This window comes from Streptomyces griseoloalbus (assembly GCA_014650015.1).
GTDB lineage: Bacteria > Actinomycetota > Actinomycetes > Streptomycetales > Streptomycetaceae > Streptomyces > Streptomyces griseoloalbus.
Map to the genome: position 1 here is coordinate 26,319 of BMUD01000031.1, position 15,876 is coordinate 42,194.

The 15,876-nt window shown below is 70.9% G+C and carries 15 protein-coding genes; 6 read left to right on the plus strand and 9 right to left on the minus strand.

Translation table 11 applies throughout. The annotated features are described in order from the left end of the window. Positions 1-13: 13 nt before the first annotated feature. The 3 genes from IE178_RS31910 to fasR form a co-directional block, all read right to left on the minus strand. A complete protein-coding gene (locus tag IE178_RS31910; RefSeq protein WP_193514678.1) occupies positions 14-1,045 on the minus strand; it encodes a ketoacyl-ACP synthase III in 1,032 nt (343 codons plus the stop codon). 23 nt (positions 1,046-1,068) lie between these two features. Then, the gene (locus tag IE178_RS31915; RefSeq protein WP_184766423.1) at positions 1,069-1,980 is read right to left on the minus strand and encodes an ACP S-malonyltransferase; all 912 of its coding nucleotides are present in this window, start codon (positions 1,978-1,980) and stop codon (positions 1,069-1,071) included. 89 nt (positions 1,981-2,069) lie between these two features. After that, positions 2,070-3,275: a fatty acid biosynthesis transcriptional regulator FasR gene (gene fasR, locus IE178_RS31920; protein WP_184766422.1), complete on the minus strand. Its 1,206-nt coding sequence runs from the start codon at positions 3,273-3,275 to the stop codon at positions 2,070-2,072. Between the two features lie 62 nt (positions 3,276-3,337). Here fasR and IE178_RS31925 point away from each other — a divergent pair, with 62 nt between their 5' ends. Both IE178_RS31925 and IE178_RS31930 read left to right on the plus strand, forming a co-directional pair. After that, positions 3,338-4,009 carry a pirin family protein gene (locus tag IE178_RS31925; protein WP_193514700.1) on the plus strand — a complete coding sequence of 224 codons (672 nt, stop codon included), beginning with the start codon at positions 3,338-3,340 and terminating at the stop codon, positions 4,007-4,009. A gap of 31 nt (positions 4,010-4,040) precedes the next feature. Continuing rightward, positions 4,041-4,268 (plus strand): hypothetical protein, encoded by a 228-nt coding sequence (locus IE178_RS31930; RefSeq protein ID WP_318280364.1) that lies wholly within the window; start codon positions 4,041-4,043, stop codon positions 4,266-4,268. Between the two features lie 133 nt (positions 4,269-4,401). Here IE178_RS31930 and IE178_RS31935 read toward each other — a convergent pair whose 3' ends face one another. Then, positions 4,402-5,223, minus strand: a complete 822-nt coding sequence (locus tag IE178_RS31935) for a serine hydrolase domain-containing protein (RefSeq protein WP_193514679.1) — start codon at positions 5,221-5,223, stop codon at positions 4,402-4,404. Between the two features lie 18 nt (positions 5,224-5,241). Next, positions 5,242-5,715, minus strand: coding sequence for a GNAT family N-acetyltransferase (locus IE178_RS31940; protein WP_193514680.1), 474 nt, complete (start codon positions 5,713-5,715; stop codon positions 5,242-5,244). Between the two features lie 102 nt (positions 5,716-5,817). Here IE178_RS31940 and IE178_RS31945 point away from each other — a divergent pair, with 102 nt between their 5' ends. Together IE178_RS31945 and IE178_RS31950 are read left to right on the plus strand one after the other, a co-directional pair. Then, on the plus strand, positions 5,818-6,282 hold the full coding sequence (locus tag IE178_RS31945) for a MerR family transcriptional regulator (protein ID WP_438874430.1): 465 nt from the start codon (positions 5,818-5,820) through the stop codon (positions 6,280-6,282). Then, on the plus strand, positions 6,279-7,295 hold the full coding sequence (locus IE178_RS31950) for an aldo/keto reductase (RefSeq protein ID WP_193514682.1): 1,017 nt from the start codon (positions 6,279-6,281) through the stop codon (positions 7,293-7,295). The genes IE178_RS31945 and IE178_RS31950 overlap by 4 nt, the downstream gene beginning before the upstream one ends. A gap of 79 nt (positions 7,296-7,374) precedes the next feature. Here IE178_RS31950 and IE178_RS31955 read toward each other — a convergent pair whose 3' ends face one another. The 3 genes from IE178_RS31955 to IE178_RS31965 form a co-directional block, all read right to left on the minus strand. Beyond that, positions 7,375-8,241 carry a DUF4429 domain-containing protein gene (locus tag IE178_RS31955; RefSeq protein ID WP_184766417.1) on the minus strand — a complete coding sequence of 289 codons (867 nt, stop codon included), beginning with the start codon at positions 8,239-8,241 and terminating at the stop codon, positions 7,375-7,377. Positions 8,242-8,286: 45 nt separating this feature from the next. Further along, positions 8,287-9,504 (minus strand): alpha/beta hydrolase, encoded by a 1,218-nt coding sequence (locus IE178_RS31960; protein WP_193514683.1) that lies wholly within the window; start codon positions 9,502-9,504, stop codon positions 8,287-8,289. Between the two features lie 81 nt (positions 9,505-9,585). Beyond that, on the minus strand, positions 9,586-10,248 hold the full coding sequence (locus IE178_RS31965) for a TetR family transcriptional regulator (protein WP_193514684.1): 663 nt from the start codon (positions 10,246-10,248) through the stop codon (positions 9,586-9,588). Positions 10,249-10,359: 111 nt separating this feature from the next. On the opposite strand from IE178_RS31965, the gene IE178_RS31970 reads away from it, so the two are divergent. After that, positions 10,360-11,979, plus strand: a complete 1,620-nt coding sequence (locus tag IE178_RS31970; protein ID WP_184766414.1) for an MFS transporter — start codon at positions 10,360-10,362, stop codon at positions 11,977-11,979. A 263-nt stretch (positions 11,980-12,242) separates the two neighbouring features. Further along, positions 12,243-12,551, plus strand: a complete 309-nt coding sequence (locus IE178_RS31975) for a small hydrophobic protein (RefSeq protein ID WP_184766413.1) — start codon at positions 12,243-12,245, stop codon at positions 12,549-12,551. Between the two features lie 351 nt (positions 12,552-12,902). On the opposite strand, the gene aceE is transcribed toward IE178_RS31975, so the two are convergent. Then, positions 12,903-15,650 carry a pyruvate dehydrogenase (acetyl-transferring), homodimeric type gene (aceE, locus tag IE178_RS31980; RefSeq protein WP_193514685.1) on the minus strand — a complete coding sequence of 916 codons (2,748 nt, stop codon included), beginning with the start codon at positions 15,648-15,650 and terminating at the stop codon, positions 12,903-12,905. Positions 15,651-15,876: the final 226 nt, after the last annotated feature.

Below are 15,876 nucleotides of genomic sequence, written 5' to 3' on the forward strand. Positions count from 1 at the left end.
CGGCACGGAGTGCCTAGGGGAGGGTAACGACCGTAGCGGCGTAGACCAGACCCGCCCCGAAGCCGATGACGAGCGCGGTGTCGCCGCTCTTCGCCTCGCCGGTCGCCAGGAGCCGCTCCATCGCGAGCGGAATCGAGGCGGCCGAGGTGTTGCCGGTGGTGCGGATGTCACGGGCGACCGTGACGTGCTCCGGCAGTTTCAGGGTCTTCACCATCGAATCGATGATCCGCACATTGGCCTGGTGCGGAATGAAGACGTCCAGGTCGTCCGCGGTGATCCCGGCCGCGTCCAGCGCCTGCTGGGCGACCTTCGCCATCTCGAACACGGCCCAGCGGAACACCGCCTGGCCCTCCTGCGTGATCGCCGGGAACTTGACGTTGCCCGCGCTGTCGAGGGGCAGCTCCGAGACGTCGCCGATCCGGAACCGGTCCCACGGAACCGTCTGCTTGATCGTCTCGGACTTGTCGCCCTCGGAGCCCCACACGGTCGGGCCGATCGCGGGCTCCTGGGACGGGCCGACGATCACCGCGCCCGCGCCGTCGCCGAACAGGAAGGCCGTGGCCCGGTCCTCCAGGTCGGTCAGGTCGCTCAGCCGCTCCACGCCGATGACCAGCACGTACTCCGCCGAGCCCTCGACGACCATGCCCTTGGCGAGGGTCAGGCCGTAGCCGAAGCCCGCGCAGCCGGCCGAGATGTCGAAGGCGGCGGCCTTGTCCGTGCCCAGCCTGTCGGCGATCTCGGTCGCGACGGCCGGGGTCTGGCTGAAGTGGGACACGGTCGAGACGACCACGGCGCCGATCTGCGCGGCGTCGATCCCGGCGTCCGCGATCGCCTTGCCGGACGCCTCGATCGACATCGCCGCGACGGTCTCCTCGGGCGACGCCCAGTGCCGGGTCTCGATGCCGGAGCGCGAGCGGATCCACTCGTCGGACGAGTCGATCGTCTCGAGGATCACCTCGTTCGGCACGACCCGGGTGGGACGGTAGCCGCCCACGCCGAGGATGCGCGCGTACGGGGCGCCCTTGCTGGGCTTGATCTTCGCCATGCGGGTCGGCTCCTTAAAGGGCGTCAGGCGTGCTCGGAGACGAGCTCGCGGGCCGCGTCGAGGTCGGCGGGGGTCTTCAGAGCCAGCGTCTTGACACCGGGCAGCGCCCGCTTGGCGAGGCCGGTCAGGGTGCCGCCGGGGCAGACCTCGAGGAGGGCGGTGACGCCGAGCTCCTTGAACGTATCCATGCACAGGTCCCAGCGGACCGGGTTGGCGACCTGGCCGACCAGGCGCTCCAGCACCTCGGCGCCGGTCGCGACGGCCCGGCCGTCCTTGTTCGACACGTAGGTGATTGTGGGGTCGCCCGGCGTCAGGTCGGCGGCGGCCCGCGCCAGCGTGTCGACCGCGGGGGCCATGTGGCGGGTGTGGAAGGCACCGGCCACCTTGAGCACGACGACCTTGCGCACCCCCTCGGGCTTGTCCGCCTCCAGGGCGGCGAGCTGCTCCTTGGTGCCGGCCGCGACGATCTGGCCCGCGCCGTTGATGTTCGCCGGGGTCAGGCCCAGCTTCTCCAGGTGCTCCACGGTCGTCTCGGGGTCGCCGCCGAGCAGCGCCGCCATGCCGGTCTCGTTGATCGCGGCGGCGTCCGCCATGGCCAGACCCCGCTTGCGGACCAGGGAGAGCGCGGCGGTGTCGTCGAGGACGCCCGCGAAGGCGGCGGCGGTGATCTCGCCGACGCTGTGGCCGGCGACCGCACCCGGAGTGATGTCACCGAGTGCCGTGGCGGACAGCAGCCCGGCCGCGACCAGCAGCGGCTGGGCGACGGCCGTGTCGCGGATCTCGTCCGCGTCGGCCTTCGTCCCGTAGTGGACGAGGTCGAGTCCAATGGCGTCGGACCACGCGGCGACGCGGTCCGCGGCACCGGGGAGGTCGAGCCATTCGGTCAGAAAGCCGGGCGTCTGGGCACCCTGGCCGGGAGCGACGAGTACGAGCACTCTCACACTCTCTCTTGGGGACGGCCGCGACCGCCCGTGAGGACAAGGACGAAGAACAGCAGGGGGTTTTGTGGAGCCTCGACAAAAGGTTAGGACTGAAGATCGCCGTCGGCCAGGCGCCCCAGGATCAGCGCGATCCGCAGCGTGAACGCCGAGCGTACATCGGAGGGTGACCATCCGGTGACGTCAGTCACACGTCGGAGCCGGTAACGCACGGTGTTGGGATGCACGAACAGCATGCGGGCCGCGCCTTCGAGACTGCTCGCCTGTTCGAGATAGACGCTGAGCGTCTCCAGCAGAGCCGCCCCCGCTTCCTCCAGCGGTCTGTAGATCTCCTCCACCAACTGCTCACGTGCGGACGGGTCGCCGGCGATCGCCCGCTCCGGCAGCAGATCGTCCGCCAGCACCGGGCGCGGGGCGTCCTGCCAGGCGGAACACGCCTTGAGGCCCGCCGCGGCGGCCTGCGCGGACCGGGTCGCGGCCTGCAGGTCCGGCACCACCGGACCCGCCACCACCGGGCCCGCCGCGTACGGCCCGATCAGCGACTTCGCCACGGCCAGCGGGTTGTCGCTGCCACCCGCGATCACCACGAGCCGGTCCCCGAGCACGCCGGTCAGCACCTGGAGCTTGGCGTGCCGGGCGGCGCGCCGGATGGCCTCCACGGTCAGTTCGGAATCGCCGTCGGGCGCGGTGCCCAGCACCACGCACACGTGCTCGGGCGAGTTCCAGCCGAGGGCGGCGGCCCGCGACACGGCCCCCTCGTCCGCCTCGCCGCTGAGCACGGCGTTCACGACCAGCGACTCCAGACGCGCGTCCCAGGCACCCCGTGCCTCGGCCGCCTGCGCGTACACCTGGGCGGTGGCGAAGGCGATCTCCCGCGCGTAGACGAGGAGCGCCTCGCGCAGCACGCTCTCGTCGCCCGGCGCCGCCACCTCGTCGATGGCGGACTCCATGACCTCGATGGTGGTGCGCACCATCTCCACGGTCTGCCGCAGGGTGATGGCCCGGGTCAGCTCGCGCGGCGCGGTGCCGAAGACATCGGTGGAGATGGCCTGCGGGGCGTCGGGGCGCCGGAACCACTCGGTGAAGGCGGCGATGCCCGCCTGGGCGACCAGACCGATCCAGGAACGGTTCTCCGGGGGCATGGCCCGGTACCAGGGCAGCGTCTCGTCCATCCGCGCGATCGCCTGCGCGGCGAGGCTGCCGGAGGACCTCTCCAGCCGCTTCAGCGTCGCGACGTGCGGATGTGGGGGCCGTGCTGCGGCTGCGTGGGTGCTGGTTTCTGGTTCGGGCACGGGGACAAGACTGCCTTATCCGGACGGGAACACGTGCCGCAGGGCCTACGGTGGACCACGTGATGGATGTACGGCGCGCGCACCAGCGCTACCGGGGCGGCGATCCTGCGACCGGGATCGACACCTGGCACGCTTTTTCCTTCGGCCCTCATTACGACCCGGACAACCTCCGCTTCGGCGCGGTGATCGCCTGCAACGAGGAACGCCTGGCACCCGGCGCCGGTTTCGACGAGCATCCGCACAGCCACACCGAGATCGTGACCTGGGTGGTGGAGGGTGAGCTGACCCACCAGGACTCCACGGGCCGGGAGACGGTGGTCCGCCCCGGCGACGTACAGCGCCTGAGCGCCGCGTCCGGCGTCCGCCACGTGGAACGCAACGCCGGCCCGGAACCGCTGACCTTCCTCCAGATGTGGCTGGCCCCGCTCGAACCGGGGGGCGAGCCGTCCTACGAGGTCGTTCGCGGCATCGCCGACTCCACTCCCTACGCCCTCCCGGAGGCGGGCGCGATGCTCCACGTACGCAGGCTGGGGGCAGGGGAGCGGACGGCGGTGCCGGACGGGGCGTACATCTTCGTCCATGTGGTGCGCGGTGAGGTGACCCTGGATGGCGAGACCCTGGCCCCGGGTGACGCGGCACGCCTCACGGACGCGAAGGACGTGGAGGCGGTCGCCGTGAGCCCGACGGCGGAGCTGCTGCTGTGGGAGATGCGGGCCGTTGAGGCGGGGCTCTGACTGACGACATGTACCCGGCCGCCGCTGCCGCATGGGCTTCCTCCTCCGGGCCGGCGGACAGCGGGTGGAGGTCGCGGACTGCTGTCCGGAGTTGCCCGCGCGGGCCGTCGGCGGCGGGCTCGGTGAGGGCGGGCGCGGGTTGGCGATCGTGGACGCGGTCACCGACCGGTGGGGTGTCACCGGACACCCCGACGGGCGGGGCACGACGGTCCGGTTCGAGTGCCGGGGCGGCGCCGCGCACCTTCACATACTTACCTGAAAAGTGTGAGCATCTCAGCCCTCGCTGTTCTCACGTCGCTCATTTGAGCCACCTGCCGACACTTCCCCGCCCACTGCTCACGCTTTTCGCCACAGTGGGTCTTCTCCCACCTCGCATGGCCGGAGGGCATGCGTCAGCCGCGCAGCTCCGCGAGCACCGCGTCCGTGAACGGCGGCCACGCCTCGATCGCCCACGGGCCGAAGGCGCGGTCGGTGAGGGCCACGCACGCCGTGCCCGCGTCCGGGTCGATCCACAGGAACGTGCCCGACTGGCCGAAGTGGCCGAAGGCGCGGGGCGAGGAGGAAGCGCCCGTCCAGTGCGGGGACTTGGAGTCGCGGATCTCGAAGCCGAGCCCCCAGTCGTTGGGGTTCTGGTGGCCGTAGCCCGGCAGGACGCCCTTGGTGCCCGGGTACTGGACCGTCATCGCCGCGGCGACCGTGCGGGGGTCGAGGAGGCGCGGGGCCTGGACCTCGGCGGCGAAGCGCAGCAGGTCGTCCACCGTGGAGACGGCGTCCTTCGCCGGGGAGCCCTCCAGTGACGTCGACGTCATTCCCAGGGGCTCCAGCACCGCCTGCCGCAGATACTCGCCGAACGGGATCTCCGTCGCCTTGGCGACATGGTCCCCCAGCTGTTCGAACCCGGCGTTGGAGTACAGCCGACGTTCACCGGGCGCCGAGGTCACACGGTGCTCGTCGAAGGCGAGCCCCGAGGTGTGCGCGAGCAGATGCCGGACCGTCGAGCCGTCCGGGCCCGCCGCCTCGTCCAGCTCGATCGCGCCCTCCTCGTACGCCACGAGCACCGCGTACGCCGCGAGCGGCTTGGTGACCGAGGCCAGCGGGAAGCGGTGGCCGGCCGGCCCGTGGGTGCCCAGGACGGTGCCGTCCGCCCGTACGACACCCGCCGCGGCGGTGGGGACCGGCCAGTTCTCGATCAGCGCGAGGCTCTTCAGCGACATGCCGTCGAGCCTAAGCGCTCACAGGAACAGCTCCAGCAAGGGGTCGGGCTTGGGCCGGAAACCCATGGAGACGTACAGCGGCTCGGCCTGCGCGGACGCGGTGAGGTGGACGCGGCGGGCACCGCGCTCACGGAACCACTCCACCAGCGCCTCCATGGACGCACGCGCATAGCCGCGCCGCCGCGCGTCCGGGTCGGTGGCGACGCTGAAGACGTAGCCGACGGTGCCGTGCGGGTCGCCCGCCTTCCCGATGCGGTAGTCGATCGTCCCGGCGACCAGCGCCGCCAGCGCACCCGGGCGCTGCGGATGGTCCACGACGAACGCGGCGAAGCTCCCCCGCGGCTCCGCCAGCTTCGCGCGCAGCAGTGGCAGGGACTCGGCATGCCAGGCGACGGAGGGGTCGGCCCCGGCCATGGAGTCGATCATCACCTGACGCAGCCGGAGCACTTCCTGCGCGTCCTCGGGTGTCGCACGGCGTACAGAGATCGTCATGTCCGCACGCTAATCAGCCATCCGCCCGGACGTCCTGCCCTTTTCTCACCGATGTCGCTTGCTTGGAGTGCACTCCAGGGATCTAGCGTGGAGGCCATGACGGTGACGGAGACGGAGAGCACGGGTACGCCGACCGACACCTGCGCCGGACCACCGCAGGGGAACCGGCGGCCGGACGGCGCGGACAAGTACACGATCAGCGAGGTCGCGGCCCTCACCGGCCTCACGGCGCACACCCTGCGCTGGTACGAGCGCATCGGACTGATGCCGCACATCGACCGGTCCCACACCGGGCAGCGGCGTTACAGCAACCGCGACCTCGACTGGCTCGCCCTCGTCGGCAAGCTCCGGCTGACCGGAATGCCGGTGGCGGACATGGTGCGGTACGCGGAACTGGTCCGCGCGGGCGACCACACCTACACCGAGCGCTTCGAACTGCTCAAGCGGACCCGTGAGGACGTGCTGGCCCGGATCGCCGAACTCCAGGGCACGCTCGCCGTGCTCGACCGGAAGATCGATTTCTACGCGGACGCCGGGCTCGCCCTGGCCTCGGAGAGGACACGATGACCAACGGCACGATCGGTACGGCGGCACTGGGCGACCAAGGCCCCGAGGTGGGCGTGCAGGGCCTCGGCTGCATGGGCATGAGCTTCGCCTACGGCCCCGTGGACGCGGACGCCTCCCGGGCCACCCTGGAGCGGGCCCTGGAACTGGGCGTCACGCTCTACGACACGGCGGACGCCTACGGCGCGGGGGACAACGAGCGCTTCCTCTCCCCGTTCTTCAAGGCGCACCGGGACGAGGTGGTCATCGCCACCAAGTTCGCCCTGGCGATCCCGCCGGACGAGCCGACCCGGCGGATCATCCGCAACGACCCGCCGTACGTCCGCCAGGCCGTCGAGGCGAGCCTGAAGCGCCTGGACGTCGACGTGATCGACCTCTACTACATGCACCGGCGTGATGTGAACGTGCCGATCGAGGAGACCGTCGGCGTCATGGCCGAGCTGGTGCGCGAGGGCAAGGTCAAGCAACTGGGCCTGAGCGAGGTCACGGCCGCGGAACTGCGCGCCGCGCACGCGGTGCACCCGATCGCCGCCGTGCAGTCGGAGTGGTCGCTGTTCAGCCGGGACATCGAGGCGAAGGTGGTACCGGCCGCGCGCGAGCTGGGCGTGACCCTGGTGCCGTACTCGCCGCTCGGGCGCGGCTTCCTCACGGGTTCCTTCGTCGACGCCGAACAGGATCTGACGGCCGACGACTTCCGCCGCCAGCACCCCCGCTTCACGGGCGACAACGCGGCGGCCAACGCCTCCCTGCTCGAGCCGATCCGCGCGATCGCCGAGGCGCACGGGGCGACCCTCGGCCAGATCGCCCTGGCCTGGGTGCAGCAGCGGGCCACGGTCCACGGCCTCCCGGTCGTCCCCATCCCGGGCACCCGCAAGCCGACCCGGGTGGAGGAGAACACGGCGGCGACCCGCATCACCCTGACGGAAGAGCAGCTGGCCCAGCTGGAGCCCATCGCCGCCAAGGTCGCCGGCACCCGCTACGCGGACATGACGTTCACCTCCGCGGGCAGGGAGTAGGGCACCCCGGGGGGCGCGGGGAACTGGGCGACCGGTTCCGGACGGCCCGGGGGCACAGGACGACCGCACCCGGCGGACGCTAGAGCTCCGAGAGCAACTCCGCCTTCTTGGAGGAGAACTCCTCGTCCGTCACCAGCCCCGCCTGGTGCAGTTCACCGAGGTGCCGAATCCGCTCGGCGATGTCCGCGGGGTCACGGCGCCCCGCCGCGGATACCGCCGGCACCGGCGCGGACGTCCGCACCGCCGCCAGCACGGCCGCCGCGAACGGCAGTGACTCGTGCACGGGCCCGTACCCCAGCCCGAACACCACCGCCGCCGGATCCTGGTCGGCCTGCGCGGGCGGCGCCCCCGCGTCCCGCCGCAGCAGCCGCAGATGCCCCTCGAACACCTCGGGCGACCGCCACTCCACCCCGCTCAGCTCACCGATCGGGAACCGCTGGTCGCCGGCCTTCCACTTCGCCGACGAGGCGCCCGTCCAGAACCAGCGGAAGGACACCGCCGTACCGTCGAAGCCGGCCTTCCCGTCGTACGCCTTGAACTGCAGCGGCGCTTCGGGCGGCGCCACCAGATGGCGTTCGGCGGGTCCGGACTCGGTGAGCAGTGCGCGCAGTTCGTCGGCGTAGTACTCGGCGAGCGTCTCGCGTTCGGCGGGCAGCACCAGCCGGTACGGATCGCTGCTCTCCTTCAGCTGCCCGGCGGCCGCCTCCATGAGCGGATCGGCACCGGGCCGGGGTTCGAGCCGCAGGACCACCGTTCCGCGCCTCCCGGGCGCGAGGGTGACACCCTCGATCGCCTCCAGGGGAACACGCCGCTCCCCGAGCGCCTGGAACAGCTTGGGTGTCCGAATTCCCCGTTCGTACCGGATGAGTACGGAGTCGGACTCGAACCCCCAGGCGGCATGGAATCCGGCCAGTACGTCACCCGTGCGGCTCATCGTATGCGGCATGAGCTTCTTCGTCCCCTCCCCGCGCATACCGCAGTATCTCCGCTTCTACGCGCGTCCGGTAGCCGTCGTGCCGGACGAATCCGCCCGGCAGATGTCGTCCTCGCGCGCACAGGACACCGCGCGGTATGCGCCAACGCCGATCTCGGCGAAGTTCCGCAGACTGTCCGTGCCCGGTTCGAAGTACCCGGCGTGCCCCTTCGCCTCCCGTGCCGACAGCACCCGCGCCCCGAATCCGGCGGCCACCGGGTCGGCACCGTGCCCCAGGCCGCCGAGCTCCATATTGGGCACGTCCTGGATCCAGTCGTCGGCGTCCCGCATCGCCCACACCCGGGCGCCGGTGTGCAGCTGGGACGCCTTCTCGACCCGCATGCCGGGGCTGCCGGCCACCGCGATGTCCGCCACCCGGTCCGGCAGCGCGTGCGCGGCGACCCCGCACACCACGGAGCCGTAGCTGTGGCAGAACAGCGAGACCGGAGCCTTCCCGGGCAGCCCGCGCAGCATCGCGTCCAGCCGCAGTGCGCCGTCCTCGGCGCGCATCGCCGTGGCCGCGTCCATGCCGAGCCCGCTGGGAGCGGTGTAGTCGGCCCAGGCGATCACGGCGGTGCGGGTCGTGGGGTCGGCGTAGCGCTCGGCCGCGTACAGCGACTCGGCCATGCCGACCGGCGCCGCGTACTTGCGGTGGGTGCGCTGGAAGGTGAGCAGATCGGTGTCGGCGCCGGGGACGACGACGGAGACCCGCTCGGCCTCGCGCAGGTCGCCGAAGACCTCGGCGACCCGGCCCGAGCCCGACGGATTGAAGGCGAGGATCTTCCGGCCCGGATGCATCAGCGCCGCGAAGCGGTTCATCCGGCGGCCCGCCTGATGCTGGCCCGAGGCGGTGAGCCGTTTGTCGTGCAGGCGTTTCAGCTCGACCTCGCGGGCCTGCCCCAGCGCGATGCGGTTGGCGCGGTAGCGCAGCTGCACCGGCGCGCCGTTCATGTTGCCGACCGCCAGCGGATAGCGGCGGGCGAGACTCGCACGCTGCCCCTCGGTGAGGGAGGCGAAGAACCGGGCCAGCCGCGCCGGCGCCGACTGCGCGTCCGGCAGCCGGTGGCCGGCTATCCGGCCGTGCTCCCAGGCGCTGAGCGAGGCCTGGAGGGGAGCCGCGTCGCGCTGGTGGCGCAACGCCGTCCAGCCGGTGGTCGCCAGCATCACGAAAACGACGGCGAGCGCGAGCAGCGCACGCCAGAGGTTCAGTTGCGGGGAGGTGTCGAAGGAAGTCACTGGGAGGACACACTAGGAGAACGGGAGGGTCTCGCGTGAATCAAGTGACCGGTATCACGTTTCGGTGAGGCGCATCGGGGATCAACCCGCACGCCAGTTCCCCGCGAGGGCCGGCCCCAGCTGGTCCAGATAGGTCGCCATCAGGTCGCGCATGGCGTCGACCCCGAGGTCGTCCCCGGCCGACCACAGGCGTTCCGTCACCCGGATCACCCCACCGAAGGCGGCCAGCAGGATCCTCGGCCGCGGATCGGCGTCCACGTCGAGCCGCTCCCGCTCGGCGATGATCCGGGCCAGCTCCTCCTCCAGCTCCGCCGCGCGGCGCAGATGGGCGGCGAGCAGCGCGGGCGTCGACTCGATCACCCGGTAGACCCGCATGTGCAGCTCCAGGGGGACGAGCTGTTCGACGGCCGCGTTGATGTCGTCCCAGCTGTCCAGGACGGCCCGGCGCAGCGCCTCCAGCGGCACCTCGTCCGGCGGACGTGCGCGTACGGCGTCGATGACGTGCGACTCCGCGAGCCGCGGGGCGAACAGCGCCACCTCCTCCTTGCTGGCGAAGTAGCGGAAGAACGTGCGCTGCGAGACGTCGACGGCCTCGGCGATGTCGTCGACGGTCGTCCGCTCGTACCCGTGCGTGGCGATCAGCTCCAGTGCGGCCCGGACCAGCGCGTCCCTGGTGCGCTGCTTCTTGCGCTCCCGCAGACCCGGCCGCGGCAGCGCGCCCACGACGGTCCCGACCGTCTCCATGGGTCCTCCTCCCACTGTTTCCCCAGTTCAGGCTACCGGCGAGTGTCATGTCAGTTACCGACTAGTGAATTGGTTTGTCAACTGTCAGTGGCTGACATTAGCCTCGAACACATGACTAGTCAGACCACCATCGACAAGGCGGGGCCGGGGGACGGGACACCGGCTGCCCCGTCGGACGCGACGCCGGGCAAGGGGTTGCGCGGGCACCCCTGGTTCACCCTCTTCACCGTCGCCGTAGGGGTCATGATGGTGGCCCTCGACGGCACCATCGTGGCCATCGCGAACCCGGCCATCGCCAGCGACCTGGGCGCCACCTTCGCCGAGGTCCAGTGGATCACCAACGCCTACTTCCTCGCCCTCGCGGTCTGCCTGATCACCGCGGGCAAGCTCGGTGACCGCTTCGGGCACCGGCAGACCTTCCTCATCGGTGTCGTCGGCTTCGCCGCCGCCTCGGGTGCCATCGGGCTGTCCGACAGCATCGCGATGGTGATCGTCTTCCGTGTGTTCCAGGGCCTGTTCGGCGCGCTGCTGATGCCGGCCGCGCTCGGCCTGCTGCGGGCCACCTTCCCGGCCGAGAAGCTCAACATGGCCATCGGTATCTGGGGCATGGTCATCGGCGCGTCCACCGCGGGCGGCCCGATCCTCGGCGGTGTCCTCGTCGAGCACGTCAACTGGCAGTCGGTGTTCTTCATCAACGTGCCGGTCGGCGTCCTCGCCGTCGCGCTCGGCGCGTGGATCCTGCTCGACCACCGCGCGCAGAACGCCCCGCGCTCCTTCGACATCCTCGGCATAGGCCTGCTGTCCGGCGCGATGTTCTGCCTCGTCTGGGCCCTGATCAAGGCCCCCGAGTGGGGCTGGGGCGACACCAGGACCTGGGCGTTCATCGTGGTCTCGGCCGTCGGCTTCGGACTCTTCGCCTGGTGGGAGACGAAGGTCGAGGAGCCGCTGATCCCGCTGGGGCTGTTCCGCTCCGTCGCGCTGTCCGCGGGCGTCGTGCTGATGGTCCTGATGGCCATCGCCTTCATGGGCGGCCTGTTCTTCGTCACCTTCTATCTGCAGAACGTGCACGGCATGAGCCCGATCGACGCCGGTATGCACCTGCTCCCGCTCACCGGCATGATGATCGTGGGCTCGCCGCTCGCGGGCGCGATGATCACCAAGGTCGGTCCGCGCATCCCGCTGGCCGGCGGCATGGCGTTCACCGCGATCGCCATGTACGGCATGTCGACGCTGGAGACGGACACCGGCAGCGGCGTGATGTCGCTCTGGTTCGCCCTGCTCGGTCTCGGCCTCGCGCCGGTCATGGTCGGCGCCACCGAGGTCATCGTCGGCAACGCTCCGATGGAGCTCTCCGGCGTCGCCGGCGGTCTCCAGCAGGCCGCCATGCAGATCGGCGGCAGCCTCGGTACGGCCGTGCTCGGCGCCGTGATGGCCTCCAAGGTCGACAGTGACCTCGAGGACAACTGGGCGAAGGCCGGACTCCCGCCGCTCACCCCGGAGCAGGCCGGCCAGGCCTCCGAGGCCGTCCAGGTCGGTGTGGCGCCGGTGGCCGAGGGCACGCCCGAGGCGGTCGCCGCGAAGATCACCGACGTCGCCCACGACACCTTCATCTCCGGCATGAGCCTGGCGTCCCTGGTCGCCGCCGGAGTCGCCGCCGCGGCGGTGCTGGTCGCGTTCCTCACCAAGCGCGGTGAGAACGCGGAGGCCGGCGCGGGCGTCGGCCACATCTGACGGACCGGGTGGCCGGGTTCGCTCATCAGAGTGAACCGACCCGGTGATCCCTCCCCTCCGGAAGGCACCGCAGGTCACAGTGGGTCATGTCCTGCGCAGGGCATGGAGGATGCCGGCTGCGGCGCGCTGCTGGAGGGGGGCAGCGCGCAGGCAGCGGCCCTCACCTGCCTTCCGTACGGCGTGAATTCACCGCCGAAGCGGGGGTACCCGCCATGACAACGAACCCGAAGCAACCTCAACCAACCAACGGGTTCAGGGAGTTGATGATGGCGAGCTTCGGACATGGAACGCGCAGGTACCCCCGCTCACGTGGCCGGACGTGGTCACGGACCGGGCCGGATCGCGCGACGCTCGGAATCATCGGAGTCATCTGCGCGGTCGCCGGATTCTTCGTGCTGGGGATCGTCCTCGGCCCCGCGGCGATCGTCTGCGGCTGGCTCGCCATGGGCCGCAGCTGGGCGGGTTCCCGCCCGGTGACGGCCGTGGTCGCCCTCGTCCTGGGCGCCATCGACACGCTTCTGGCGCTCATCCTGCTGGCCGGAGCGACCACGTGGGGCCCCGGGATGTTCTGACCCGGGGTACGAAGGGACGGGCCTCCGGCGTGCCGCCGGAGGCCCACCCGTGTTCCGGTGTGCCGCGGCCGGCTCCAGCGCCGCCACCTCGGCGCGCAGCGCCCGGACCCGCATGGGCGACGGCGAAGGCCACGGCCGGGCCGAGGAGCGGCCGCTGGGTGCGGTGTCCCCAGGGACCTGGGCCGACTGCTGCTTCATGGCCCGCGTCACATCGCATCGCATCGCATCGCGACGGGGCGGTGTACCCGCAGGTGCACCGCCCCGTCACCGCGCCGCACGCGTTACGCGTCGCCGCCCCGTCACCGCGCCGCACGCGTTACGCGTCGCCGCCCCGTCCCCGCGCCGCACGCGTTACGCGTCGCCGCCCGCCACACCCGGGTCGGCCGCGGCGACGTCGAGCAGCTGGTAGCGGTCGATGGCCTGCTTCAGCACGGACCGGTCGACGTGGCCCTCCCGGGCCAGCTCCGTCAGCACGGCGACCACGATCGACTGCGCGTCGATGTGGAAGAACCGCCGGGCGGCCCCGCGCGTGTCCGCGAAGCCGAAGCCGTCCGCGCCCAGCGACTGGTACGTCCCCGGCACCCAGCGCGCGATCTGGTCCGGCACCGACCGCATCCAGTCGGACACGGCCACCACCGGTCCCCGCGCCGCGGCGAGCTTGCGCGTCACGTACGGCACCCGCTGCTCCTCCTCCGGGCGCAGCAGGTTGTGCTCCTCGCAGGCCACCGCCTCGCGCCGCAGCTCGTTCCAGGAGGTGGCGGACCAGACGTCGGCCCTGACGTTCCACTCCTCGGCGAGGATGCGCTGCGCCTCGATCGCCCACGGCAGGGCGACGCCGGAGGCCAGGATCTGCGCCGGGAGCGAGCCCGCCGTGCCCTCGCTGAAGCGGTAGAGGCCCTTGACGATGCCCTCGGCGTCCACGTTCGCGGGTTCGGCCGGGTGCAGGATCGGCTCGTTGTAGACGGTCAGGTAGTAGAAGACGTCCTCGCCGTGCGGGTGCTCCTCGTCACTCCCGTACATCCGGCGCAGACCGTCCCGCACGATGTGCGCGATCTCGAACCCGAAGGCCGGGTCGTACGCGACACAGGCCGGGTTCGTGGACGCCAGCAGCTGCGAGTGGCCGTCCGCGTGCTGCAGACCCTCACCGGTCAGCGTCGTACGTCCCGCGGTCGCACCCAGGACGAAACCACGCGCCAGCTGATCGGACATCTGCCAGAACTGGTCACCGGTGCGCTGGAAACCGAACATCGAGTAGAAGACGTACACCGGGATGAGCGGCTCGCCGTGCGTGGCGTACGCCGATCCCGCGGCGATCAGCGAGGCCGTGCAGCCGGCCTCGGAGATGCCGTCGTGCAGCATCTGCCCGTTCGGCGCCTCCTTGTAGGCGAGCAGCAGCTCCCGGTCCACGGCCTCGTACTGCTGACCGAGCGGGTTGTAGATCTTCGCACTCGGGAAGAACGAGTCCATGCCGAAGGTGCGGTACTCGTCCGGTGCGATGAGGACGAACCGCTTGCCGATCTCCTTGTCCCGCATGAGGTCCTTCAGGAGCCGGACGAAGGCCATGGTCGTCGCGATGGACTGCTGACCCGAACCCTTCTTCACGGTCGCGTATGTCTTGTCCTCGGGCAGCCGCAAGGGCTTCGACCGCACCACCCGCGTCGGCACGTAGCCGCCGAGCGACTTGCGGCGGTCGTGCATGTACTGCATCTCCTCCGTGTCCGGGCCCGGGTGGTAGTAGGGCGGCACACCGGACTCGAGGTCCTTGTCGGGGATCGGCAGGTGCAGCCGGTCCCGGAAGCGCTTGAGGTCGTCGACGGTCAGCTTCTTCATCTGGTGCGTGGCGTTGCGGCCCTCGAAGTTCGGGCCCAGCGTCCAGCCCTTGACCGTCTTGGCGAGGATCACCGTCGGCTGGCCCTTGTGCTCGACCGCCGCCTTGTAGGCCGCGTAGATCTTGCGGTGGTCGTGACCGCCGCGGCCCAGGTGCAGGATCTGGTCGTCGGTCATGCCCTCGACCATCGCGCGCAGCCGGTGGTCGTCGCCGAAGAAGTGGTCCCGGATGTACGCGCCCGACTCGGTGGCGTACGTCTGGAACTGGCCGTCCGGCGTGGTGTTCATCCGGTCGACCAGGATCCCGTCCCGGTCCTGTGCGAGCAGCGGGTCCCAGGTGCGGTCCCAGATCAGCTTGATCACGTTCCAGCCGGCGCCCCGGAAGACCGACTCCAGCTCCTGGATGATCTTGCCGTTGCCGCGCACCGGCCCGTCCAGTCGCTGCAGGTTGCAGTTGACGACGAAGGTCAGGTTGTCCAGGCCCTCCCGCGCGGCGAGGGTCAGCTGGCCGAGCGACTCCGGCTCGTCCATCTCGCCGTCGCCGAGGAACGCCCACACGTGCGAGCGCGAGGTGTCCGCGATCCCGCGCGCGTGCATGTAGCGGTTCATCCGCGCCTGGTAGATCGCGCCGATCGGACCGAGCCCCATCGACACGGTCGGGAACTCCCAGAAGTCCGGCATCGACCGCGGGTGCGGATACGACGACAGGGCGTACGGCGCCTTCGACTTCTCCTGGCGGAAGCCGTCCAGGTGCCGCTCGCTCAGCCGGTCCAGCAGATACGCGCGGGCGTAGATGCCGGGGGAGGCGTGGCCCTGGAAGAAGACCTGGTCGCCGCCGTCGCCCTCGTCCTTGCCGCGGAAGAAGTGGTTGAAGCCCACGTCGTACAGCGACGCGGAGGAGGCGAAGGTGGCGATGTGGCCGCCGACCCCGATGCCCGGCCGCTGCGCACGGGAGACCATCACCGCGGCGTTCCAGCGGGTCGCGTTGAGGATCCTGCGCTCGATCTCCTCGTTGCCCGGGAAGAACGGCTCGGCCCGGGTCGGGATCGTGTTGACGTAGTCCGTGCTGCGCATCTCGGGCACGGCCACACGCTTCTCGCGGGCACGTTCGATCAGTCGCAGCATCAGGTAGCGGGCCCGCTCCCGGCCGCGCTCGTCGACCGCGGCGTCGAGGGAGTCGAGCCACTCCTGCGTTTCCTCGGGATCGAAGTCAGGAACCTGACTCGGAAGGCCGCCAATGATGATCGGGTTGCGATCGGATGCGGAAGCCACGCTGTTCCTTACCTGTCAGAGGGCCGTGAGAAGGCCGCTGTTTCGCTGATACGGCCGGATTTGCGCCGCTCCCCATGGTCCACCTCGAGGCCGCGAACGTCATCTCTACCGGGAGGTAATCCGGACGTGGGACCGGTACGGTGACGCATGGGACGAACACGTGCGAGTCTCGTACCCACGGACGGTTCCCAAACGCCCAAACGGGGCACAAAAGTGTGGTGCACGT